Source organism: Massilia sp. (assembly GCF_046293535.1).
Lineage (GTDB): Bacteria > Pseudomonadota > Gammaproteobacteria > Burkholderiales > Burkholderiaceae_D > Telluria.
In genome coordinates this window covers 1-21,919 of sequence record NZ_JBKBOV010000049.1, presented here as the reverse complement: position 1 = coordinate 21,919, position 21,919 = coordinate 1, and the positions used below count along the sequence as shown (strand labels likewise).

Annotated in this window: 20 protein-coding genes; 11 read left to right on the top strand and 9 right to left on the bottom strand. The window is 66.0% G+C overall.

The window, feature by feature from the left end:
- Positions 1-3: 3 nt before the first annotated feature.
- Positions 4-1,320, bottom strand: a complete 1,317-nt coding sequence (locus ACK4S9_RS20220; protein WP_409729256.1) for an aspartate aminotransferase family protein — start codon at positions 1,318-1,320, stop codon at positions 4-6.
- Positions 1,321-1,545: 225 nt separating this feature from the next.
- Between ACK4S9_RS20220 and ACK4S9_RS20215 the strand changes: the two genes are divergently transcribed.
- The 7 genes from ACK4S9_RS20215 to ACK4S9_RS20185 all read left to right on the top strand — a co-directional run bounded on the left by ACK4S9_RS20215 (position 1,546) and on the right by ACK4S9_RS20185 (position 8,986).
- Positions 1,546-2,997, top strand: coding sequence for a PLP-dependent aminotransferase family protein (locus ACK4S9_RS20215; RefSeq protein WP_409729254.1), 1,452 nt, complete (start codon positions 1,546-1,548; stop codon positions 2,995-2,997).
- 7 nt (positions 2,998-3,004) lie between these two features.
- Complete coding sequence (locus ACK4S9_RS20210; protein ID WP_409729251.1) at positions 3,005-3,637, top strand: TetR/AcrR family transcriptional regulator; 633 nt, start codon at positions 3,005-3,007, stop codon at positions 3,635-3,637.
- A gap of 81 nt (positions 3,638-3,718) precedes the next feature.
- The gene (locus ACK4S9_RS20205; RefSeq protein WP_409729249.1) at positions 3,719-6,127 is read left to right on the top strand and encodes an FG-GAP-like repeat-containing protein; all 2,409 of its coding nucleotides are present in this window, start codon (positions 3,719-3,721) and stop codon (positions 6,125-6,127) included.
- Positions 6,128-6,226: 99 nt separating this feature from the next.
- The gene (locus ACK4S9_RS20200) at positions 6,227-6,805 is read left to right on the top strand and encodes a GNAT family N-acetyltransferase (RefSeq protein WP_409729247.1); all 579 of its coding nucleotides are present in this window, start codon (positions 6,227-6,229) and stop codon (positions 6,803-6,805) included.
- A 131-nt stretch (positions 6,806-6,936) separates the two neighbouring features.
- Positions 6,937-7,188 (top strand): hypothetical protein, encoded by a 252-nt coding sequence (locus ACK4S9_RS20195; RefSeq protein WP_409729245.1) that lies wholly within the window; start codon positions 6,937-6,939, stop codon positions 7,186-7,188.
- Between the two features lie 3 nt (positions 7,189-7,191).
- Entirely contained in the window at positions 7,192-8,091 is a 900-nt protein-coding gene (locus ACK4S9_RS20190; protein ID WP_409729244.1) for a sensor histidine kinase, read from the top strand.
- Positions 8,092-8,215: 124 nt separating this feature from the next.
- Positions 8,216-8,986 (top strand): LytR/AlgR family response regulator transcription factor, encoded by a 771-nt coding sequence (locus tag ACK4S9_RS20185; protein ID WP_409729242.1) that lies wholly within the window; start codon positions 8,216-8,218, stop codon positions 8,984-8,986.
- A gap of 19 nt (positions 8,987-9,005) precedes the next feature.
- On the opposite strand, the gene ACK4S9_RS20180 is transcribed toward ACK4S9_RS20185, so the two are convergent.
- The 7 genes from ACK4S9_RS20180 to xapA form a co-directional block, all read right to left on the bottom strand.
- A complete protein-coding gene (locus tag ACK4S9_RS20180; RefSeq protein WP_409729240.1) occupies positions 9,006-9,671 on the bottom strand; it encodes a DUF2076 family protein in 666 nt (221 codons plus the stop codon).
- Positions 9,672-10,540: 869 nt separating this feature from the next.
- The gene (locus ACK4S9_RS20175; RefSeq protein ID WP_409729238.1) at positions 10,541-10,945 is read right to left on the bottom strand and encodes a cytidine deaminase; all 405 of its coding nucleotides are present in this window, start codon (positions 10,943-10,945) and stop codon (positions 10,541-10,543) included.
- 10 nt (positions 10,946-10,955) lie between these two features.
- Positions 10,956-12,278, bottom strand: a complete 1,323-nt coding sequence (deoA, locus tag ACK4S9_RS20170) for a thymidine phosphorylase (RefSeq protein ID WP_409729236.1) — start codon at positions 12,276-12,278, stop codon at positions 10,956-10,958.
- A gap of 162 nt (positions 12,279-12,440) precedes the next feature.
- A complete protein-coding gene (locus ACK4S9_RS20165) occupies positions 12,441-14,819 on the bottom strand; it encodes an aldehyde dehydrogenase family protein (RefSeq protein WP_409729234.1) in 2,379 nt (792 codons plus the stop codon).
- Between the two features lie 18 nt (positions 14,820-14,837).
- Positions 14,838-15,794 (bottom strand): deoxyribose-phosphate aldolase, encoded by a 957-nt coding sequence (deoC, locus tag ACK4S9_RS20160; RefSeq protein WP_409729233.1) that lies wholly within the window; start codon positions 15,792-15,794, stop codon positions 14,838-14,840.
- Positions 15,791-16,984: a phosphopentomutase gene (locus ACK4S9_RS20155; protein ID WP_409729231.1), complete on the bottom strand. Its 1,194-nt coding sequence runs from the start codon at positions 16,982-16,984 to the stop codon at positions 15,791-15,793. The genes deoC and ACK4S9_RS20155 overlap by 4 nt, the downstream gene beginning before the upstream one ends.
- An 18-nt stretch (positions 16,985-17,002) precedes the next feature.
- Complete coding sequence (gene xapA, locus ACK4S9_RS20150; protein ID WP_409729229.1) at positions 17,003-17,848, bottom strand: xanthosine phosphorylase; 846 nt, start codon at positions 17,846-17,848, stop codon at positions 17,003-17,005.
- A gap of 259 nt (positions 17,849-18,107) precedes the next feature.
- Here xapA and ACK4S9_RS20145 point away from each other — a divergent pair, with 259 nt between their 5' ends.
- Genes ACK4S9_RS20145 through ACK4S9_RS20135 form a run of 3 tightly spaced genes read left to right on the top strand, consistent with a single transcriptional unit; the run spans position 18,108 to position 21,049 of the window.
- Positions 18,108-19,214 (top strand): carbohydrate kinase, encoded by a 1,107-nt coding sequence (locus ACK4S9_RS20145; RefSeq protein ID WP_409729227.1) that lies wholly within the window; start codon positions 18,108-18,110, stop codon positions 19,212-19,214.
- Positions 19,215-19,216: 2 nt separating this feature from the next.
- Positions 19,217-20,125 carry a pseudouridine-5'-phosphate glycosidase gene (locus ACK4S9_RS20140; protein WP_409729225.1) on the top strand — a complete coding sequence of 303 codons (909 nt, stop codon included), beginning with the start codon at positions 19,217-19,219 and terminating at the stop codon, positions 20,123-20,125.
- A 12-nt stretch (positions 20,126-20,137) separates the two neighbouring features.
- Positions 20,138-21,049, top strand: a complete 912-nt coding sequence (locus ACK4S9_RS20135; RefSeq protein ID WP_409729223.1) for a LysR family transcriptional regulator — start codon at positions 20,138-20,140, stop codon at positions 21,047-21,049.
- Here ACK4S9_RS20135 and ACK4S9_RS20130 read toward each other — a convergent pair.
- Positions 21,036-21,245: a hypothetical protein gene (locus ACK4S9_RS20130; RefSeq protein ID WP_409729222.1), complete on the bottom strand. Its 210-nt coding sequence runs from the start codon at positions 21,243-21,245 to the stop codon at positions 21,036-21,038. The genes ACK4S9_RS20135 and ACK4S9_RS20130 overlap by 14 nt on opposite strands.
- 205 nt (positions 21,246-21,450) lie before the next feature.
- On the opposite strand from ACK4S9_RS20130, the gene ACK4S9_RS20125 reads away from it, so the two are divergent.
- Positions 21,451-21,858 carry a hypothetical protein gene (locus ACK4S9_RS20125; protein ID WP_409729220.1) on the top strand — a complete coding sequence of 136 codons (408 nt, stop codon included), beginning with the start codon at positions 21,451-21,453 and terminating at the stop codon, positions 21,856-21,858.
- Positions 21,859-21,919 lie beyond the last annotated feature (61 nt).

Below are 21,919 nucleotides of genomic sequence, written 5' to 3'. Positions count from 1 at the left end.
GTATTAGTCCAGGTGTTTGAGTACGTTGGCCAGCTTGCCGAACAATTCGTCGATGTGCTGCTTGTCCAGGATGAGCGGCGGCGAGAGCGCGATGATATCGCCCGTCACGCGGATCAGGATGCCGTCGGCAAAGGCCTTCTTGAAGGCGCTGTAGGCGCGTGCGCCCGGTTTGCCGGCGATGGGTTCGAGTTCGATGCCGGCCACCAGGCCGATGGAGCGCAGGTCGATCACGTGCGGCAGGCCGCGCAGCGCATGCAGCGCGTCTTCGAAATACGGCTGGACGCTCCTGGCGTTTTCGATGATGCCCTGCTCGCGGAACACCTCGAGCGTGGCGAGCGAGGCCGCGCAGGCCAGCGGGTGGCCCGAGTAGGTGTAGCCGTGGAACAGCTCGATGCCGGCCGGCGCCTCCATGAAGGCGTCGTGGATGAAGCGCTTGGAGAATACGGCGCCCATCGGCACCACGCCGTTGGTCAGGCCCTTGGCCGTGGTCATCATGTCCGGCTCCACGCCGAAGTAGTCGCTGGCGAAGGGCGTGCACAGGCGGCCGAAGCCGGTGATGACTTCGTCGAAGATCAGGAGGATGCCATGCTTGTCGCAGATCTCGCGCAAGCGCTTCAGGTAACCCTTGGGCGGCACCAGCACGCCGGTGGAGCCGGACACCGGCTCGACGATGACGGCGGCGATGGTGGACGCGTCGTGCAGCGTGACCAGGCGTTCCAGCTCGTCGGCCAGGTCGGCGCCGAAGTCCGGCTCGCCGCGCGAGAAGGCGTTTTTCAGCAGGTTGTGCGTGTGCGGCAGGTGGTCCACGCCCGGCAGCAGCGGGCCGAAGCTCTTGCGGTTGTTGCCGATCCCGCCCACCGAGAGGCCGCCGAAGCCCACGCCGTGGTAGCCGCGCTCGCGGCCGATCAGGCGCGTGCGCCCGCCCTCGCCGCGCGCCCTGTGGTAGGCCAGCGCCATTTTCAGCGCGGTGTCCACCGCCTCGGAGCCGGAGTTGGTATAGAACACGTGGCCGAACTTGTGGCCGGTGTACTCCATGAGTTGCTCGGCCAGGTCGAACGCGGCCGGGTGCCCCATCTGGAAGGTGGGCGCGAAGTCGAGCTGGCCGACCATCTCGCTCACGGCCTGGGTGATGCGCGGCTGGGCGTGGCCGCAGGGCACGCACCAGAGACCGGCGGTGCCGTCGAGCACGCTATTGCCGTCGACGTCCTTGTAGTACATCCCTTCGGCGGACACCAGCAGGCGCGGATCGGCCTTGAAGTCGCGGTTATTGGTGAAAGGCATCCAGAATGCGGACATCGAGGTGGGCCTGGACTCGTTCATGCGTCTCTCCCCCGCCATCACGGCGAAAAATTTTTACCAGTTGGCAAAATATTGATCAATAATAGTCAGCAAGGCAACACCGGCACAGATACACCAAGGGCAAAACCGACCAACCGTACAGGTTCCGTGACCTGTACAGTTCAACCCGCGCGTGGAGTGGTGGCGATGGCAGAAGCTGTTCTGACAGAGATTATTCCTTCTGAAACCTTGCATCGGGCGTCCAGTATGACAGCCGAAGCGGCAGTCTGGCCCTTGCTCGCGATCGACCGCAAGGGGCGCGGCAGCCTGGTCGACCAGATCGTCGGGACTATCTCGACGATGGTAAACGAGCGCCAGCTCGGTGCCGGCACGAAAATGCCATCGGTTAGACAATTCGCAAAGTGCAATGGCGTCAGCACATACACGGTGGTCGAGGCCTATGAGCGGCTGCATCAGCTGGGACTGCTGTCCTCGCGCCGCGGGTCCGGTTTCTTCGTCGCACGCGGCCTGCCACAGGCGCCTTCCGCGCCGGTAGCCAACCAGCCCGGCCTGCATTCCGAAATCGATGCCCTCGCCCCCGAGCTGTACAGCGGACAGGCCGAGGCGCTGCCGGTCGGCGCCGGCTGGCTGCCGCCCGAGTGGTATGGCGAAAATACCATCCTCGACGCCGTCCGCCATGCGATGAAGATCCCGGCCAGCCGCCTGCGCGGCTACGGCCATCCGCTCGGCTTCCCGGCGCTGCGCCAGCACCTGGCCGCCACCCTGTCCGGCGAGCTGTTCGCCGTCGAGCCCGACCAGATCCTGCTCACCAACGGCGCCACCCACGCCTTCGACCTGGTGCTGCGCACCCTCACGCGCCCCGGCGACGTCGTGCTGGTGGAAGACCCCGGCTACAGCAACCTGCTGTCGCTGGTGCGCCACCATGGCTGCATCCCGGTCGGCATCGCGCGCAGCGAGGCCGGCCTCGATATGGAAGAGCTGGCGCGCCAGGCCGCGCTGCTGCATCCGAAACTCATGTTCGTCAACACGGTGCTCCAGAATCCGCTCGGCACCTCGCTCTCGCACGCCCAGGCGCACCGGCTGCTGGCGCTGGCCGAGCAGTTCGATTTCTGGCTGGTGGAAGACGACATCTACCGCGAGCTGGCCCTGCCTTCCGAAGCATCGCTGGCGGCCATGGACGGGCTGCGCCGGGTGATCCGGGTCGGCAGCTTTTCCAAGACCCTGTCGCCGGTGCTGCGCGTGGGCTCGCTGTGCGCCTCGCATTCCTTGGTACCGGAGCTGCTGCGCGTGAAAATGGTGGCGGGCCTGACCACGTCCGAGATCAACGAGCGCGCGGTCTTCCACGCCACCGGCACGCGCGGCTACCGCCGCATGGTCGAGCGCTTGACCAGCCAGTTGGAGGAGGCGCGCGAGCGCACCCTGGAGGCCCTGGACGGCGTGGGCCTGCGCCCGCTGGCGCGGCCGCGCGGCGGCATGTTCGTCAGCGCCGGCTGGAGCGAGGCGGCACCCGGACGGACCGGCCGCGCCATCGCCGACGCCGCCCTGCGCGCCGGCATCCTGCTGGCGCCGGGCGAATTCTTCACGCAGCGCCCGCAGGATACCGGACGGCAGGGCATCTGGTTCCGCTTCAATGCCGCCTATGCGGCCAACCCGCAACTGCTCGACTTCCTGCGCGACGTGCTGCGCACCCGGCGCTGAGGACATCATGGACATTCCCGTTACCGACAGCGCCAGGCGGCGCGGCAAGCTCGAAAGCGCGATCATCCAGGCCGCCACCCGCCTGTTCGCCGAATGCGGCTTCGACGGCACCAGCATCGCCGCGGTCGCCGAACGGACCGGCATCTCGAAGCAGAACCTGCTCTACTACTTCCCGACCAAGAACGGCCTGTACCAGCGCGTGCTCGACGACGTGCTCGACGACTGGCTCGCGCGCATGGCGCATCTGGCCGAGGCCGGCGGCGAGCCCGCCGACGTGCTGCGCGCCTACATCGGCGCCAAGCTGCGCTTCTCGCGCGAGCAGCCCTGGGCCTCGCGCGTGTACGCGATGGAGGTCATCGGCGGCGCCAAGTTCTACGGCGAGCAGATCCGTGCCCGGGTGGTGCCGCTGCTGCGCCGCGACATCGAGGTGTTCGAGCGCTGGATGGCGGACGGCCGCATCGCCCGCCTGGACGCCACCCACCTGCTGTTCGCGCTGTGGGCCATGACCCAGTCCTACGCCGACTTCTCGGCCCAGATGGCGCTGGTGCTGGACAAGCCGGAACTCTCCGGCGCCGACTTCGAGGATGCCGAGCGCCTGATCGGCGACATGGTGGTGCGGGCGGTGGCTGCGAAAGGCTGACCAAGGCGGTGCCCGGGATTCGCTTCTTTGCTGCCGATTGCATATACTTGCATCTTTGCAACTCAGCACGACGGGACGAACATGGCCTTCCACGGCACGCCGAATGACGACGTCATCGACCAGGAAAAGCAGGGGCTTCCAGCAGGACCGATCTACGGCCTGGAAGGCAATGACCGCATCGTCGTCACCACCGGCCTGGCCATCGGCGGCCCCGGCAACGACGAGATCGTCGCCGCCGCTTCCTACGCGACGGCCGCTTACTGGGGCTCGCCGCGCGGCGTGATCGTCGACCTCGGCGCAGGCCGCGCCGAAGACGGATTCGGCACCGTCGACCGCCTGGTCGGCGTCAAGGTCGTGCAGGGCTCCGGCCATGACGACATCCTGCGCGGCGGCGCTGCCGACGAATACTTCCACGGCGGCGGGGGCAGCGACCTGGTCGAGGGCGGGGCCGGCTTCGACACCGTGAGCTACTTTTTCGAGAAATCGACCGCCGCAGAGGTGCGCTACGACGCGGCCAGCGATACCTTCACCGTCGTCAAGCGCTTCACCAACGGCGACCGCGGCACCGACACCCTGCGCGGCGTCGAAAAGATCGAATTCGTCGGCGCAGGGTCGGACGATGCGGTCATCCTGCGCTCGCAGTTCGTGGGCGACTTCCGCAGCGCCGCCACGCTCAAGCTTCCCTTCCCCGCGAACGCCGCGCTGTCGCAGTTCAAGACGGGCGACTTCAACGGCGACGGCAGTACCGACTTCGCGATCGTCACCCAGGTCGGCACCGGCACCGCCCCGGCCCCCACCTACATCGTCCTGGGCGACCGCAAGGGCGGCCTGCGCGACGGCACCGCCGAGATCTTCGGGCAGCCGCCCCTGAAGATCGTCGGCGGCGGCCGTACCATCGTGGCCGACTTCAACGGGGACGGCCGCAGCGACATCTTCCAGCTCGATTTCGGCGACGACGCCCCGCCCTTCCCTGGCGGAATCAGCAGCCTCTACCTGTCTTCCGTGTCGAGCGGCCGCCTCGAAGATGCCAGCGCCAGCCTGCCCCAGCGTCCGGACACGAATCACGGCGGCAGCGCGGGCGACGTCAACGGCGACGGCCACATCGACGTGCTGGTGAATGCGCTCGACGAAGGCAATCTTCTCCTGATCAACGATGGCAGCGGGCGCTTCACCGAGATGCGCGATCTGCTGCCACGGCCTTCGGTGCGCCTCGGCCCCGCCGATTATCCTGAAACCAGCACCTTCTCGGGAATCGGTGATCTCAACGGCGACGGCGCCGCCGACCTGGTCCTCGGCACCTGGGACGGGAATATCATGAAAACGCCGAGCAAGGTCTTGCTCAACGACGGCACCGGCAATTTCACCCGCAGCGCGCCGATTCCTCTGCCGGCCGCCGGCCTGCCGGGCGAAATCGTGCTCGAGGTCGAGCGCATCGACCTGAACGGCGATGCGTTTCCGGACCTGATGCTGAGCGTGACGAATGGCGGAGACTCCGGCACCTTCTACCATGCCGACTACATCCAGCTCCTGGTCAACGATGGCGCCGGAAACTTCCGCGACGAGACCGCAACCCGCCTGCCCCAGGACAAGGACACCAGCCAGCCGGGCTGGTTGATGTCCCTGTCGGCGGTCGACGTCAACAACGACGGTTTCGTCGACATCCTGGCCGAATCGGCAGGCATGCCGGTGACGTCCAAGCTTTACCTGAACCGCGGCGACGGCAGCTTTGCCCTCGCCTGGGAATCCGCGCCGGGCGAACGCGTCCAGGCAGCCGACGTCGACGGCGACGGCATGCGTGACCTGGTCGGCATCACGGGCGGCGGCGTGATGTCGGTGTGGCTCAACAAGCTCGCCAACGGCCATGTCTACCAGGCGAACTTCGGCGGCGAGGTGCTGCTGGGTTCGAGCGGGAACGACGTCTTCCTTGCCCGCTCCGGCGTCAATGCCTTCGACGGCGCCGCCGGTTTCGACGTCGCCACCCTGCCGGGACAGCGCGACGCGTATACCTTGCTGCGCAAGGATGCCGGCGTCACGCTGTCCGGCAAGGCCATCGAGGTCGCCCTGGCCGGCGTCGAACGCGTCCTGTTCGCCGATCGCGCCCTGGCCTTCGACATCGACGGCAGCGCCGGACAGGCCTACCGCATCTACCAGGCCGCCTTCGACCGCGCTCCCGACCCGGCCGGCCTCGGCTTCTGGATCGCGGCGATGGACCGCGGCGCCGGCCTGCAGGACGTGGCGGCGCAGTTCATGGCCAGCGACGAGTTCGCCGGACGCTACGGCCCGCTGGACGCCCCCGCTTTCGTCGCGACGGTGTACCGGAACGTGCTGCACCGCGAGCCGGATGCGGCCGGCCTGGCATACTGGCAGGACTTCCTCGAAGCAGGGGGCTCGCGCACGACGCTGCTGACCGGTTTCAGCGAGAGCAAGGAGAACCGCGCCCAGGTCATCGGCGCGATCGAGGGCGGCATCGATTACCTGCCCGGCGCGTGAAGCGCCGGCAAGGGCGTCGCAACCGGAAACCCTTCTTCTGGACGAGGACAAATCGCGGCAACCCTGTATGATTATTAGCAATCAAACAATCAGGTGACCATGTCCAGCTATCCGACGCCCATCCTTACCACCGAGCGGCTCACCCTGCGCCCCATGACGATGCGCGATGCCGCCGACCTGTTCGCCGTGTTCTCCGATCCGGCCGTGGTGCGCTACTGGAGCGCGGAACCCTGGACCTCGATCTCCTTTGCCGAAAATGCCATTGCGCGGGCCCTGGACGGCTACCGCGATCAGTCCGAGGTACGCTTCGGCATCGAGCTTGCCGAAACCGGCCTTCTCATCGGCACCGTCAACCTGCATCACTTCTTCCCGCAGAACCGCCGTTGCGAACTCGGCTACGCGCTCGGCAGCCCGCACTGGGGCAAGGGCTATGCCACCGAGGCGCTGGAGGTGGCGCTCGACTACGGTTTCCACGAACTGCGGCTGAATCGCGTGGAAGCCGACATCGACCCGCGCAACGGCGCCTCGGCCGCCGTCCTGGAACGCCTGGGCTTTCGCAAGGAAGGCTACATGCCAGAACGCTGGTTCGTGCACGGCCAGATGGCCGACACGGTGAACTATGGACTGCTGCGCAGCTACTGGGACGCGCGCGGCCCCGTACCGCTCCTTCGAAAGTGATAGGCAAAGCTCCCCGCTTATCCGCCCACGCGACCGTCAAACCCGGCATTTCGACCGTTCGTCGGATGACCATGGCGCTCCCTGCCCGCAAGGCCTACAGTGGCGCCATCAACTCAACCGAAGGAACACGCATGAAACCCTCCCGCTTCGATACCTTCATGACCGACATGAAAGACATCGCCCGCAAGGCCAACCGTGCCCTGCGCTCGGGCGCCCGCACCCTGGCATCGCTGTCCTGGCCGTCGCTGCTGGCGGTGTCGATCGGGCTGGCGCTGGTGCTGAGCATCGTGCCGCTGGCGCTCACGCTGTTCGTCGCCTTCCTGCTGCTGAAAGTCGTCGCGACAGCGCTGTTCGGCCGCCGTCCGGCCCAGATCGTGGAGTAAGGCATGATGGCCACCCCGATCAACCGCGCACTCGACTTCGTGCGCGAAGCCGTCGGCGAAGCCAGCGCCCTGTGGTGGAGCTTCTTCGACTGGCTGGCCCTGGTCGAGTGGCGCAAGCTGTACGTGACCTGGTTCCTGGTCTTCGTCTTCGGCGTCTCGTTCCAGCTGACCGAACCGGCGGTGTGGTTCATCCTGATCTCGTTCGGCGTCAAGGTGCTGGCCGGCGGCAAGCGCCGCGCCGAGCTCACCGCCCGCGAAGCCGCCGACAAGGCCAATGTCGCCACCCTGGAGCGCCGCCTGATGGAAGCGCAGATGGCGACGCTGCAGGCCCAGGTCGAACCGCACTTCCTGTTCAATACCCTGGCGCTGATCGGCCAGTTGATCGAGACCGACCCGAAGGAAGCGGCGCGCGTGCACGCGCACCTGATCGAATACCTGCGCTCCTCGCTGCCGCAGATGCGCACCAAGGGCGGCGGCATAGGTGGCACCCTGGGCAAGCAGGTCGAGCTGTCGCGCGCCTACCTGGCGATCATGCAGGCGCGCATGAAGGAAAGGCTGCAGGTGCGCTTCGAGGTGCCCGATTTCCTCGGCAGCTCGCCCTTCCCGCCGATGATGCTGCAGACCCTGATCGAGAACTCGATCAAGCACGGCCTGGAGCCGAAGGTGACCGGCGGCACCATCACGGTCCGCGCCCATGTCGAAGTGGCGACGCTGCATGTGGACGTGTGCGACGATGGCGTCGGCATCGACCTGCACGCCGACGAAGGCGTCGGCCTGGCCAACATCCGCGAGCGCCTGGCCCTGCTGTACGGGAAGGATGCCGAACTGGTGATCGAGACGCCCCCGGGCGGCGGCGCCTGCGCCTCGATCCGCCTGCCCTACCGCATGACGGAGTTCGACTGATGAGCACCTCGACAAACCTGCTGCGCGTTGCACTGGCGGCCTGCGATGCTCACCGTACTCCTCGTACGGTTGCGCTTCTCGGCCACCATTGCCGCCGCTCGCTACGTTTTTTCGAGGTGCTCAAATGAGTCCTGGCGCCCCGACCGCGCTGATCGCCGACGACGAAGCGCCGATGCGCGACCAGCTGCGCATGCGCCTGCTCCATGCCTGGCCCGAGCTGCGCATCGTGGCCGAAGCCGCCAACGGCGCCGAGGCGCTGGAACTGGCCGCGCAGCACAAACCCGATATCGCTTTTCTGGACATCCGGATGCCCGGCATGGGCGGGATCGACGCCGCGCGCCAGCTCTACAACCGCTGCCACATCGTGTTCGCCACCGCCTACGACCAGTACGCGCTCGACGCCTTCGAACAGGGAGCGATCGACTACCTGCTCAAGCCGGTGACGCCGGCCCGGCTGCAGACCACCTGCGAGCGCCTGCGTGCGCGGCTCACCAGGGCGCCGCAGGACATCGGCGCGCAGTTGGCCGAGCTGGGGACCCTGCTCAAGGGGGGCGGTGCGGCCAAGCCGAACTACCTGAAGTGGATCCAGGCCCAGGTGGGCGGCAGCCTGCGCATGGTCAGCACCCGCGAGGTCCTGTTCTTCCAGGCCGACGACAAGTACACCTGCGTGCAGACCGCCACCGCCCAGCTGCTGATTCGCAAGACGCTCAAGGAACTGGCGGACGAGCTGGACCCGGACGAGTTCTGGCGCATCCACCGCTCCACCCTGGTGCGGGTGGATGCGATCGCCGAAGTGTTCCGCGACCTGCGCGGACGCCAGATGGTCCGGCTGCGCAACTTCCCCGGCGAGCTGGAGGTGAGCCGCAATCACGGACACCTGTTCCAGCAGATGTGATGTTCTTTCGCGGCGGCGTCTAGCCGAACAGGCCCTCGTCGGAACCGTCGCCGTCGAAGAAGCCGCCGCTGCCTTCGGAACCGAAGTCGCCGCCGAGCAGGCTGTCACCGGTGCCGATGTCGTTCAGGCCGGCCTGGTCGGCCAGCGCGCTGCCTGAAAGGTCGGCGCCTGACAGGTTTTCTCCTCCCAGCAGGTGGGCGGCGCCCTGGCCGTCGTGATCGTGGAACAGGTTGTCGAGGCCATGAAAGAGGAAGCTGCCGGCTGCCACGCCGGCAGCGGTCGCAGCGATCGAGCCGAGCAATCCACCACCTCCACCGCCACGCAGGAAACCGCCCATGCCGCGGCCCATCGAGCCAGGCATGGCGTGCTGGTAGTGCATGTGCTGGGATTGCGGGTGGCTGGCGTGGCGGCGGCTGCCCCAGGAATGGGGGTCGAGGAAGCCGCCGCGGCTGGTCTGTTGCTGCTGTTGTTGCAGCTGGCTTTCCAGTGTGGCGATCCTGGATTTGGCGCTGTCGAGGGCCTGTTCCATCAGCAGCACGCGCTGGACCAGCAGGTAGGCGGCATCGGGCTGCTGGGCGACCGCACGCTGAATGAGCGCGTCGGCTTCGGGGTCCTTCTGGATGCCGCGGGCCTGGACGAGTTGGCCGAGGAAGTCATGCAGCAGTTGGGTGTCGGATGGGCTCATGGGGGTGCTCCTCATCGAAAACGTGGTCAACGCTGCATGTTGTGTACTTGTCAGCGATTTCAAGGCCGCACTTGTGCGCGAAAAGACATTATGGTGTGCAAAAACCTACACCTGCTGCGAGCGCAGCTTCGGGATATACAGCAACACGCTCTCCATCATCTGTTCCCTTGATCGCATAAGGATCATTTGGTTCAATTGCACAACTAGCCCCGACCTCTACCGGCCAGGATGGAATTTTGCTAATTCGAATTGCAAAAATCCGAAACACGCTTACTACTAAACAGAATGGGAACATGGCAACGTACAAGAGAGCCGGCGCCCCTGCAAAATTTGCAAATATCCTTTCAATCCCAATCTCGCGTTCTCACGTTTCTGATCGATGGGCATGCAAAATTGTATTTGACTTGAAATTTCTTCAGGCCCCTCCTCCATATATCTTCGAATAAATTCCCAATGGGCCCGAACAAAATCTTTCGAGGAAAACTTGCTTACGTTCCGCGCAAGGTCTTCTGCTTCAATCATGCCCGAATAGCTCAGAGCGAAAGTCTCGCGAACTGTCTTCTTGTCAGCGTCGAGTATATGTGCTCGAACCTCCCATAGATTTGACATCGGAATAGCTCCGAGGGTAAAAAACAAGTCTTCCCAAGGATAGGACAGCACTGTTCCATCGGTGCGAAAAAATAAACTTTTCGACTCTCTCGATTAAAACGCATCGGATTCCTGTGCGCGCATACGAGCGATTCCAGCGATTACACGCCGGGATCGCAATGTTGCTTTTGAGGAAGTTCAGCTTGTCTGCTTTCTAACAGACAAAAGAAAAGCGCTGCCGCGTTTGCCGCGTGCAGCGCTTCTCGGCCGGCTAATGTAGCTTACTTGTTCAAGTCGCCGCCAACAAAGGCGTTCGGCAGCTGCTCGGCCGCCGTGGTCTCGAACACGTCGCCGTTCAGGTTGCTCAAGACCACCGGCAGCGCCTTGCCGCCCAGTTCCAGGATCACCTGGCGGCAGGCGCCGCAGGGGGCGATCGGGCCTTCGGTCTGGCCGATCACGGCCAGGGCCGAGAAGTCGCCCGGCTTGTAGCCGTGGGCGATGGCGCTGAAAAAGGCGGTGCGCTCGGCGCAGTTGCACAGGCCGTAGGAGGCGTTTTCCACGTTACAGCCGCGGAAGATGCGGCCGTCCTTGCATTCCAGCGCGGCGCCGACCTGGAACTTCGAGTACGGCGTGTAGGCCAGTTCGCGCGCGGCGCGGGCTTCGTCGATGAGTTTCGCGTATTTCATGGTCTGGGTATCAAGGACGGATGGTCTTGTAGATCATCGGCTCGGCCGCCGCCTTCTCTGCACCGATCTGGTAGGCGGCCTGCACCTGGCGCACCGCCTGCTCGGCGGCTTCGCTGGAGCGTGCATGCACCATCGCCAGCGGCTGGCCGACCGCGATCGCATCGCCCAGCTCCACCAGATTAGTGAGGCCGACGGCGAAGTCGATCGTATCCTGCGGACGCACGCGGCCGCCGCCCAGCGCCACCACCGCCAGGCCCAGGCCGCGGGTGTCGACCGAAGTCGCGAAGCCCGCCTGCAGGCTCGGCGCCGGGACGATGACCGGCGCGCCTTCCAGGTGCGCGTCCGGCTTGTCCATCAGGTCGGACGGACCGCCCAGCGCGGTGACCATGCGGGCGAAACGCTCGGCCGCTTCGCCGGAATCCAGCGCCGCCTGCAGCTTGGCGCGTGCTTCCTCGTCGGTCCTGGCGATGCCGGAAATGACCAGCATCTCGGCGCACAGCGCCATGGTCACTTCGTGCAGGCGGCTCGGTCGCGCCTTGCCGGTCAGGTAGTCGATGGCGACGCGCACTTCGACGGCGTTGCCGGCGGCGTGGCAGAGCGACTCGTTCATGCCGGTCAGGATCGCCGAGGTGCGGGTGCCTGCGCCGTTGCCAACGTGGACGATGCTCTCGGCCAGCTCCACCGATTTTTCGTAGGTCGGCATGAAGGCGCCGCTGCCGACCTTCACGTCCATCACCAGCGCGTCCAGGCCGGCCGCCAGCTTCTTCGACAGGATCGAGCCGGTGATCATGGCCACCGATTCCACGGTCGCCGTGGTGTCGCGGATGCTGTAGAAGCGCTTGTCGGCCGGTGCCAGCTGGGCGGTCTGGCCGATGATGGCCACGCCCACGTCCTTGACGACCTGGCGGAATGTTTCCGGATCCGGCACGGTGCTGTAGCCCGGGATCGAATCGAACTTGTCCAGGGTGCCGCCGGTGTGGCCCAGGCCGCGGCCCGAGATCATCGGCACGAAGCCGCCGCAGGCCGCGATCATGGGGCCGAGCATGAGCGAGACCACGTCGCCGACGCCGCCGGTCGAGTGCTTGTCGACCACCGGGCCCGGCAGGTCGAGGGATTTCCAGTCGAGGACCTGGCCGGAATCGCGCATCGCCAGCGTGAAGGCGACGCGTTCGTCCATCGTCATGTCGTTGAAGTAGACGGCCATCGCCAGCGCGGCGATCTGGCCTTCGGTGGTGCTGCCGTCCGGGATGCCGCGCACGAAGAACTGGATCTCTTCGGCGCTCAGGGTGCCGCCGTCACGCTTTTTGCGGACGATTTCTTGGGGTAGGAACATATCGATTCCTCTTCAGGTAAATCTATTCGTTAGCTTAAAAACCGTCATTCCCGCGCAGGCGGGAATCCAATGTTGGTCGCGTTACGCTAGCAAACTTGGATTCCCGCCTTCGCGGGAATGACGTTGATTTATGTTGTCGGTGTTTCGTACGTCGACGCTGTATTACACGCCGTATGGAATCCAGACATTCTTTACTTGGGAAGCATGCTGCAGCACGGTGCGGCCGCACGCCTGCTTCGCATCGAACCAGTCGCGGCCCTTGGCGCCGCCGACCCAGGTGCGCTTGAGCGAATCGCTTGATAAGCGCTCCACCTCCGCGCAACCCTCGGCCGAACCGTCGTGGCGCCACACGGCGTCCACGTCCGCATGCGAAGCCAGCGTGCGCGCCAGCTCCGAGCTTGATCCGGTGACGATGTTCAGCGCCCCGCCCGGCAGGTCCGAGGTGTCCAGCACCTGGTACAGATCAAGCGCCGACAGCGGCGCCGCTTCCGACGGCACCGCCACCACGCGGTTGCCCAGCGCCAGCGCCGGCGCCACCAGCGAGATGAAGCCCAGCAGCGGGTTCTCGTTCGGGCAGATGATGCCGATCACGCCGACCGGCTCGTTCAGCGCCACGGTGATGCCGTGCATCGGCGGCTGGTGGGCGGCGCCGTCGTACTTGTCGCACCATGCGGCCCAGTAGAACAGGCGTTCGATCGAGGCCTGCACCTCGCGGGCGGCGTCCTTGGCACCGGTCTGCGCGGAGATGCGCTGGGCGAATTCGTCGGCGCGGATCGCCAGGTTCTCGGCGATGTAGTACAGCACCTGGGCGCGGTTGTGCGCGGTGGCCTTGGACCAGCCGGCGGCCTTGTGCGCCGCTTCCACGGCATTGCGGATGTCCTTGCGGTTGCCTTCGCCGACGTCGGCCAGGAAGGCGCCGCCCGCGCCCATGATGGCGCGGCTGTAGGCGCCGTCCGGGCGCGCCTGCTTGCCGCCGATGTAGAGCTTGGCGGTACGGTCGACGGCGAACGGGCTGCCCTCTTCCGACGCCTTTACGCGGCCTTTTTCAGGCACGCTAGGTGCTGCCGGGCGTGCGTCTTCCGACAGCGGCGTCAGGTACTCGTACATGCCTTCCTTGCCGCCTTCGCGGCCGAAGCCCGACTCCTTGTAGCCGCCGAAGCCGCAGGCTGCGTCGAACTGGTTGGCGGTGTTGATCCACACCACGCCGGCCTTGATCTGCGGCGCCACGTCCAGCGCCAGCGAGATCGATTCCGACCACACGCAGGCGGCCAGGCCGTACACGGTGTTGTTCGCCAGCTGCACCGCTTCCGACGGGGTGCGGAAGCTCATCGCCACCAGCACCGGGCCGAAGATCTCGGCTTGCGCCACGGCGGCCGAGGTCGAGGCGCCGGTGATCAGGGTCGGCAGGTACCACGATCCCGCGGTCGGCGCTTCGCAGGCCGGCTGCCAGATCTCGCAGCCTTCGGCACGTGCCGATTCCACCAGGCCGTGGATGCGCTGCTGCTGGATCGGGTCGACCAGCGCGCCGATGTCGTTCGATTTATCGAGCGGCGAGCCCACGCGCAGGTTCTGCATGCGCGCCTTCACCTTGGCGATGAAGCGCTCGTAGACCGATTCCTGCACCAGGAGGCGCGAGCCGGCGCAGCAGACCTGCCCCTGGTTGAACCAGATCGAGTCGACCAGGCCTTCGACGGCCGCATCCAGGTCGGCGTCGTCGAACACGATGAAGGGCGACTTGCCGCCCAGTTCCAGCGACAGCTTCTTGCCGGTGCCGGCGGTCGCTTTACGGATGATGCGGCCCACTTCGGTCGAGCCGGTGAAGGCCAGCTTGTCGATGCCAGGGTGGTTCACGATCGCTTCGCCCACGGCGCCGTCGCCGGTGAGGATGTTGACCACGCCGGCTGGGACGCCGGCCTGCTGGCAGATCTCGGCGAACAGCAGCGCGGTGAGCGGCGTGAACTCGGCCGGCTTGAACACGACGGTATTACCGGCAGCCAGGGCCGGGGCGATCTTCCATGCCAGCATGAGCAGCGGGAAGTTCCACGGCACGATCTGGCCGACCACGCCCACCGCGCGGTAGTCGGCGAATTCTTCCGACTGCAGCGCGGCCCAGCCGGCGTGGTGGTAGAAATGGCGTGCGGCCAGCGGCAGGTCGGCGTCGCGGGTTTCGCGGATGGTCTTGCCGTTGTCCAGGGTCTCGAGCACCGCGAACAGGCGCGAGTGCTTCTGCAGCAGGCGCGCCAGCGCGTACATGATCTTCGCGCGGCCGGCGCCGCCGATGGCCACCCAGCCCGGCTGGGCGCGGCGTGCGGCCTGTACGGCGCGCTCGACGTCGTCGCTCGTCGCTTGCGTCACCTGCGCCAGTTCGCTGGCGTCGGCCGGGTTGCTGGTGGCGAAGGTCGTTGCAGCTTCGGTCCACGCGCCGTCGATGAACAAACCAAAACGGCGTCCATGCTGGTCCAGCCACGCATTCGCTTCCTTGGTGCTTTCTGGTGCGGGGCCGTAATCCATAGTCTGAAGAATCTCTTTAATAGTTGGCATGACGAATCCGATGCTGTTTTATGGTTGCGCGTGGCGATGGGCGGCCGAGTAGTTGCCGGTCACGTAGTGTTCGAGCTGGCGTTCGATGTCGGTCATCAGGCTCGAGGCGCCAATGCGGAACAGGTGCGGCTGCAGCCATTCGTTGCCGAGTTCTTCCTTCATCACGGTCAGGTACTGCAGCGCGGCCTTGGCGGTGGAGACGCCGCCGGCCGGCTTGTAGCCGACCTGGAAGCCGGTCTGCTCGTAGTAGTCGCGGATCGCGCGGGTCATCACCAAGGAGACCGGGATGGTGGCGTTGACGCCTTCCTTGCCGGTCGAGGTCTTGATGAAATCGGCGCCGGCCATCATGCAGACCATCGAGGCCTTGGCCACGTTGTCCAGGGTGACGATGTCGCCGGTGGCGAGGATCGCCTTCACGTGCGCCTCACCGCAGGCCTGGCGGTAGGCCACCATCTCGTCGTACAGGGCCTGCCAGTTACCCGTCAACACATGCTGGCGGGTGATCACGATGTCGATCTCGGTCGCGCCGGCGGCCACCGACAGCTCGATCTCGCGCAGCTTGGTCTCCAGGCTCGACAGGCCGGCCGGGAAGGCGGTCGACACGGCGGCGATCGGCAGGCGGCCCTGCAGGACTTTTACTGCTGGCCCAATCATCTCGTGGTAGACGCAGACGGCGCCGGTGGTCAGCGATTCCAGGCCCAGGGCCTGCATCAGGTCGGCGCGCAGCGGGCGCATCGCCTTCATGCACAGGCGCTCGACGCGGCCCGGGGTGTCGTCGCCGCCCAGGGTGGTCAGGTCCATGCATTCGATGGCGCGCACCAGCCAGGCAGCCTGGTATTCCTTTTTCACGGTGCGGCGGTTCGCCAGGCTGGCGGCGCGGCGGTCGGCCGCGTTGCGGTTCACCTTGACGTGCTTGACCAGCCCGAGGTCGAGGCCGACGGCGGTGTTACGTTTGAAATCCAGGGGCTGGGTCATAGCAGTGCGGTTCCGTTCGAAAGTGGTTTGACGCCAAGGTGCTTGGCGAGCGTTGCGCCGATATCCGAGAAGGTGGAGGCGATCGGGAGTTCCTGCGGGGCGACGTTCGGGCCGAAGAAGATCATCGGGATGTGCTCGCGGGTGTGGTCCGAGCCCGGCGCGGTCGGGTCGCAGCCGTGGTCGGCGGTGATGACGACCAGGTCGCCATCCTTCAGCTTGCCCATGAATTCCGGCAGGCGCGCATCCAGCTCGTGCAGCGCGTTCGCATAGCCGGCGACGTCGCGGCGGTGACCGAAGTGCATGTCGAAGTCGACGAAGTTCACGAAGGTCAGCGACTTGCTCGGGGCGGTGTCGGCCACTTCGACCAGGCGGTCGAACAGGGCCATGTTGTCGGCGCCCTTGATCAGCTGGGTCACGCCCTGGGCTGCGAAGATGTCGCTGATCTTGCCGAGGGCAATGACTTCGCCGCCCGCGTCCTTGACGTGGTCGAGCAGCGTCGGTGCGGTCGGCGGCACGGCGTAGTCGTGACGGTTGCTGGTGCGCTTGTAGTCGCCGTTCGCGCCCGTGAAGGGACGCGCGATCACGCGGCCGATGTTGTAGGGCTTGACCAGTTCATACGCGACCTCGCAGACCTCGTACAGGCGTTCCAGCCCGAAGTGCTCTTCGTGCGCGGCGATCTGCAGCACCGAGTCGGCCGAGGTGTACAGGATCGGACGGCCAGTAGCGACGTGTTTGTCGCCCAGCTCGTTGATGATGGTGGTGCCGGACGCATGGCAGTTGCCGAGCCAGCCCGGCACGCCGGTAGACTCTTGCAGCTTGTCGGTCAGCTCTTTCGGGAAGGACGGCACGGTCTTCGGGAAGTAGCCCCAGTCGAACAGCACCGGCACGCCGGCGATCTCCCAGTGGCCGCTCTGCGTGTCCTTGCCGGTCGACTGCTCGCGCGCGGCGCCCCAGGCGCCGGTGAAGCCCTCGCGCTGTTGAAAGCCGGCGGCCCATTCGCCGCTGGCCTTGTGCGCGGCGGCCGCCAGGCCCAGGCGTTCCAGGTTGGGCAGCGACATCGGCTTGCCCTCGTTGGCCGCCCACTTGGCGATGTGGCCGAAGGTGTTGGCACCGAGGTCGCCGTATTTGTCGGCGTCGGGCAAGGCGCCCAGGCCGAACGAGTCAAGCAGGAGGATGAATGCGCGTGACATGGAATCGCTCGCTAAGAATCAGTTTGCTTCGGTGCGCGGGGTTGCGCCCAGTCGCTCGATGAAGGAATGGATCAGGGTGACGAGGTCCTTGGCCGCGACCGCGGCGTACTTCAGGGTCTGCTCGTGCGACAGCGGGAACGGGGTCAGTCCCTCGGCCAGGTTGGTGATCGCCGAGATGCCGGCGACCTTCAGGCCGCAGTGGCGCGCCGAGATCACTTCCGGCACCACCGACATGCCGACCACGTCGGCGCCCAGCGCCTTGAAGGCGCGGATTTCGGCGGCGGTTTCGAAGTTCGGGCCCGGGCAGGCCAGGTACACGCCTTCGTGCAGGGTGATGCCCTTGGCGGCCGCGGTTTCCTTGACCAGGGCGCGCAGCTCGGCATCGTAGGCATTGGCCATGCTGAAGAAGCGTGGGCCGAAGCGCTCGTCGTTCGGGCCTGCCATCGGGCTGCCCGGCAGCAGGTTGATGTGGTCGTTCAGGACCACCACGCTGCCCGCATCCACTTCGGGACGCAGCGAGCCGGCGGCGTTCGTCACCAGGAGCATCTCGCAGCCGATCAGTTTGAACGTGCGCACGGCCGAGGTCATGACGTTGGCGCCGTAGCCTTCGTAGAAGTGGCCGCGGCCCTTCATGCACACCACCGGCACGCCGGCCAGGGTCCCCAGCACCAGTTCGCCGGCATGGCCGTGCACGGTGCTGATCGGGAAGCCCGGCAGGTCGGCATAGCTGATCGACACGGCGTCCGTCATCTGCTCGGCCAGCACGCCCAACCCCGAACCCAGGATCAATGCGGCGCGCGGCGCGAAACCGGGTTTGCGTGCCTTGATGACTTCTGCTGCTTCAAATGGGGTATTGCTGAACATGGTAGTCCTTGTGTGCGGATTCGGGAGACGTGAGGAGGGGCTGGAACAGGGTTTGCTACATACCAGCCGGAATATTATAACTATGCATGAGGCGCGATATGTATGGCAAATACCATTTTTCTTGTCGATTTATTGGTTTAAAAAATAAATCAATCGGTGTATTGTTGACGTACAGACATATAAAGCGGAACTGTTTGACACGCTTCAAACATTTGTCTAGCATTGACGGACATTTGTTTAACAGAGCCCAGCCCAGACCGTGACCGAGCCGCCGAAAAAAGAACAGTTGTACGAGCTGATCCGCGCGAATCCCTTCATCTCGCAACAAGACCTTGCCAGCCGGCTCGGGCTGTCGCGCTCGGCCGTCGCCAACTACATCGCCACCCTGGTGCGCGAACGCCGCATCCTGGGGCGCGCCTACGTACTGCCGGACCAGCGCCCGATCCTGTGCATCGGCGCCTCCAACCTCGACCGCAAGCTGCGCAGCACGGGCAAGCTGGTGCTCGGCACCTCGAATCCGGCCAGCCAGGACGAATCCTTCGGCGGCGTGGCCCGCAACATCGCCGAAAACCTGGCGCGCCTGGGTACGCCGGTGGCCCTGGTCACGGCGGTCGGCAGCGACGCTTCCGGCCGCGCCCTGCTCGCCCACGCCGAGGAAGCCGGCGTCGACACCCGCGGCGCGCTGCGCCTCGACGGCGTCGGCAGCGGCACCTATACCGCGGTGCTGGACCAGGATGGCGAGATGGTGGTGGCGCTGGCCGACATGGCCCTCAATGACCGCCTGACGCCAGACTTCCTCGCCACCCGCCAGCAACAGCGCGCCAACGCCGCGCTCATCGTGGCCGACCTCAACCTTCCCAGCGAGTCGGTCGCCGCCCTGCGCGAGGACGCGCTGCGCGACGGCGTGCCGCTGGTATTGGTGGCCGTGTCCGAACCGAAGATGGCGCGCCTGCCCCGGCAGCTGCGCGGCCTGCGCCTCCTGATCCTGAACCAGGGCGAACTGGCGGCCCGCGTGGGCCATGCGCTCGAGAGCGACGCCGCCGTCGGCGCCGCCTGCGCCGACCTGCAGGCTCAGGGCGTGCAGGACGTGATCGTCACGCGTGGCGCGCGCGGCGTCATGTACACCTCTCCCGCTGGCCTGATGCGCCTCGACGCCCCGGCGGTGAAGGTCGTCGACGTCACCGGCGCCGGCGACGCCTTCGCCGCCGCCGTCTGCTGGTCGCTGCACAGCGGCGAGGCCGATCTCGGCCTGGCCTGCCGCCGCGGCCTGCAATTGTCCAGCATGACCATCGAATGCGAGCAGACCGTCTGCCCGGCGCTCGACCCCGGCCAGCTGGAATCCCTCAACGAATCCGTATTGGACTGATCATGCAATCCTTCCTCCTGTTCTCGCCCGAAGTAGCCAGCGCGCGCGCCGCCGGCAAACCCGTCGTCGCGCTCGAATCGACCATCATCTCGCACGGCATGCCCTACCCGCAGAACGTGCAGACCGCACGCGAGGTCGAGCAGATCATCCGCGACGCCGGCGCGGTGCCCGCCACCATCGCCATCATCGGGGGCAAGATCTGCGTCGGCCTCTCCGAAGAGCAGCTCGAGCTGCTGGGCGCCTCGCCGGACGCCATGAAGGTCAGCCGCCGCGACCTGCCCTACGTGCTCTCCACCGGCAAGCTCGGCGCCACCACCGTGGCCGCCACCATGATCTGCGCGCAGCTGGCCGGCATCGAGGTGTTCGTCACCGGCGGCATCGGCGGCGTGCACCGCGGCGCCGAGACCAGTTTCGACATCTCGGCCGACCTGCAGGAGCTCGCCCACACCAGCGTGGCCGTGGTCTGCGCCGGCGTGAAGTCGATCCTCGACATCGGCCTGACCCTGGAATACCTGGAGACCCAGGGCGTGCCGGTGATCAGCGTCGGCCAGCCGGGCTTCCCGGCCTTCTTCACCCGCGAGAGCGGCTTCCAGGCCGACTTCCAGCTCGACACGCCCGAAGAACAGGCGGCCTTCATCCGCGCCAAGTGGCAGCTCGGCCTGGCGGGCGGCGTGGTGGTCAGCAATCCGGTCCCGGGCGAATCGGCGATGCCGAGCGAGGAAATCGACGCCATCATCCGGCAGGCGCTGGGCGAAGCGGAGCAGCAAGGCGTGAAAGGCAAGGCGGTGACGCCCTTCCTGCTGGCCCGCATCAAGGAACTGACCGAGGGCCGCAGCCTGGCCACCAACATCGCGCTGGTCAAGCACAACGCCCTGGTGGGCGCTCGCCTGGCCGTGGCCTTGAACGCCTGACCAGGGCAAGCCATGTCGATCGACCTGAAACAGCTGCGCTACTTCCTTGCCGTCGCCGAAGAGAAAAGCTTCTCGCGCGCGGCCGAGCGCCTGCACATCTCGCAGCCGCCGCTGAGCCAGCAGATCATGAAGCTCGAAGCCGAACTCGGGGTGCGCCTGTTCACCCGCACCACGCGCAGCTTCGAGCTGACGGTGGCCGGCAAGGCCCTGATGCTCGAGGCGGCCGAGCTGCTGGCCAGGATGCGCATGACGATCGACACCATCCGCCAGATCGACCGCGGCGAAGTGGGCCGCCTGCGCGTGGGCATCGTCGGTTCGGCGATGTGGGGACCGATTCCCGCGCTGCTGGAACAGTTCCAGAGCCAGTACCCGCGCGTGACCTGGACCATCCACGAACTGGGACCGAACGACCAGTGGGAAGCGCTGCGCGCCAGGCAGATCGACGTCGGCTTCTGGCGCGAGCCGCGCATCGAGGGGGACGTGCTGAAGCAGGCCAACCTGCGCCAGGACCTGTGCTTCCGCGAGGACGTGTGCGTGGCGATCAACGCGAAGCACCCGCTGGCGCAGAACGATGCGATCGAACTGATCGACATCGCCGGCGAACCCATGCTGACCCTGCACCTGGACCAGTCGGCCGAGCCGCGCTACCTGATCCAGTGCTGCGTCGACGCCGGCTTCCAGCCGACCATCTTCCAGGAAGCGGCCGAGCCGCAGACCCTGCTGGCCATGGTGGGCGCGGGCCTGGGCGTGGCGCTGCTGCCCCAGACCACCAGCCGCATCGGCTGGCCGGGGGTGCGCTTCCTGCCGATCAGGACCGAACCGCCCTCGGCGAACCTGTATATCACCTACCCGGTGGAAGGCGATGCGCCGGTGGTGCGCGCCTTCCTGAACATCCTGTTCCCGGAAGCGCCTACTGGCGCTTGATCTCGACCGCCACCGTGCTCAGCGAGGCGATCTGGTGGCGGCGGTCGCTGGGGCGGGTCAGCACGCGCATCGTGATTTCCATCGGCACGCCGAGCTTGGCCAGTTCGGTGGCGGCGCGCGGGCGCCCTTCGCTGGCCGCTTCGTGGATGGCGGAGTCGATCAGGAGTGCGGTTTTGTAATCAGTTCTTCGGTCCATTGATCGATCCTAACATCCCCCAAGCATGCACTCCAAGGCAATCGCCTTTCAACAAAACTAATTACAACACCCGTTTTCATAAATTTTGTTTGCGAAGCAAGTTTTTCTTTATTCTGCGTTACTTCGCGCACCGTTCTCAACAAGTCTCTGGTGCAAACTCTTGTCAAAAGATGAATAACTTAAACCTTTTCACAAGGAGCACACCATGAAAACCACCGCTACCATTTCCGCCCTGATGCTGGCTGTCGCCGTGATGGCCACCGGCTGCAAGAAAGCCGACGACAACCCGAACATGGGTCCGGCACAGGAAGCCGGCGCGGCCGTCGACAACGCCGCCGCCAACGCCGCCCAGGAAACCCGTGAGGCCGCGCAGAACGTCGAGAACGCGACCGAGAACGCAGCCGCACGCGTGGACGCCGCCGCCGACCGCGCCGGCGAGAACATCGAGCAGGCCGCCGACAAGGCCGGCGAAAACATGCGCGAAGCCGGCGCCGAGATCAAGCAGGAATCGAAGGAAGCCGCCGCCAACGTCCGCGAAGCCTCGGACAAGGTGGGCGACAAGACCGGCGCCGCCCTGGAGCGTGCTGGCGAGAACCTGCAGGAAAAGCGTTAATCACCCACGCTTCGCATTACAGTGGCGCACGTCGGCGGGCGGCTCAGTGAGTCGCCCCGCC

Excerpts from the sequence above, each read along its gene's own strand:
- ACK4S9_RS20220 (WP_409729256.1), bottom strand. The coding sequence starts at position 1,320 with ATGAACGAGTCCAGGCCCACCTCGATGTCCGCATTCTGGATGCCTTTC.
- ACK4S9_RS20215 (WP_409729254.1), top strand. The coding sequence starts at position 1,546 with ATGACAGCCGAAGCGGCAGTCTGGCCCTTGCTCGCGATCGACCGCAAG.
- ACK4S9_RS20210 (WP_409729251.1), top strand. The coding sequence starts at position 3,005 with ATGGACATTCCCGTTACCGACAGCGCCAGGCGGCGCGGCAAGCTCGAA.
- ACK4S9_RS20205 (WP_409729249.1), top strand. The coding sequence starts at position 3,719 with ATGGCCTTCCACGGCACGCCGAATGACGACGTCATCGACCAGGAAAAG.
- ACK4S9_RS20200 (WP_409729247.1), top strand. The coding sequence starts at position 6,227 with ATGTCCAGCTATCCGACGCCCATCCTTACCACCGAGCGGCTCACCCTG.
- ACK4S9_RS20195 (WP_409729245.1), top strand. The coding sequence starts at position 6,937 with ATGAAACCCTCCCGCTTCGATACCTTCATGACCGACATGAAAGACATC.
- ACK4S9_RS20190 (WP_409729244.1), top strand. The coding sequence starts at position 7,192 with ATGATGGCCACCCCGATCAACCGCGCACTCGACTTCGTGCGCGAAGCC.
- ACK4S9_RS20185 (WP_409729242.1), top strand. The coding sequence starts at position 8,216 with ATGAGTCCTGGCGCCCCGACCGCGCTGATCGCCGACGACGAAGCGCCG.
- ACK4S9_RS20180 (WP_409729240.1), bottom strand. The coding sequence starts at position 9,671 with ATGAGCCCATCCGACACCCAACTGCTGCATGACTTCCTCGGCCAACTC.
- ACK4S9_RS20175 (WP_409729238.1), bottom strand. The coding sequence starts at position 10,945 with ATGAAATACGCGAAACTCATCGACGAAGCCCGCGCCGCGCGCGAACTG.
- deoA (WP_409729236.1), bottom strand. The coding sequence starts at position 12,278 with ATGTTCCTACCCCAAGAAATCGTCCGCAAAAAGCGTGACGGCGGCACC.
- ACK4S9_RS20165 (WP_409729234.1), bottom strand. The coding sequence starts at position 14,819 with ATGCCAACTATTAAAGAGATTCTTCAGACTATGGATTACGGCCCCGCA.
- deoC (WP_409729233.1), bottom strand. The coding sequence starts at position 15,794 with ATGACCCAGCCCCTGGATTTCAAACGTAACACCGCCGTCGGCCTCGAC.
- ACK4S9_RS20155 (WP_409729231.1), bottom strand. The coding sequence starts at position 16,984 with ATGTCACGCGCATTCATCCTCCTGCTTGACTCGTTCGGCCTGGGCGCC.
- xapA (WP_409729229.1), bottom strand. The coding sequence starts at position 17,848 with ATGTTCAGCAATACCCCATTTGAAGCAGCAGAAGTCATCAAGGCACGC.
- ACK4S9_RS20140 (WP_409729225.1), top strand. The coding sequence starts at position 19,217 with ATGCAATCCTTCCTCCTGTTCTCGCCCGAAGTAGCCAGCGCGCGCGCC.
- ACK4S9_RS20135 (WP_409729223.1), top strand. The coding sequence starts at position 20,138 with ATGTCGATCGACCTGAAACAGCTGCGCTACTTCCTTGCCGTCGCCGAA.
- ACK4S9_RS20130 (WP_409729222.1), bottom strand. The coding sequence starts at position 21,245 with ATGGACCGAAGAACTGATTACAAAACCGCACTCCTGATCGACTCCGCC.
- ACK4S9_RS20125 (WP_409729220.1), top strand. The coding sequence starts at position 21,451 with ATGAAAACCACCGCTACCATTTCCGCCCTGATGCTGGCTGTCGCCGTG.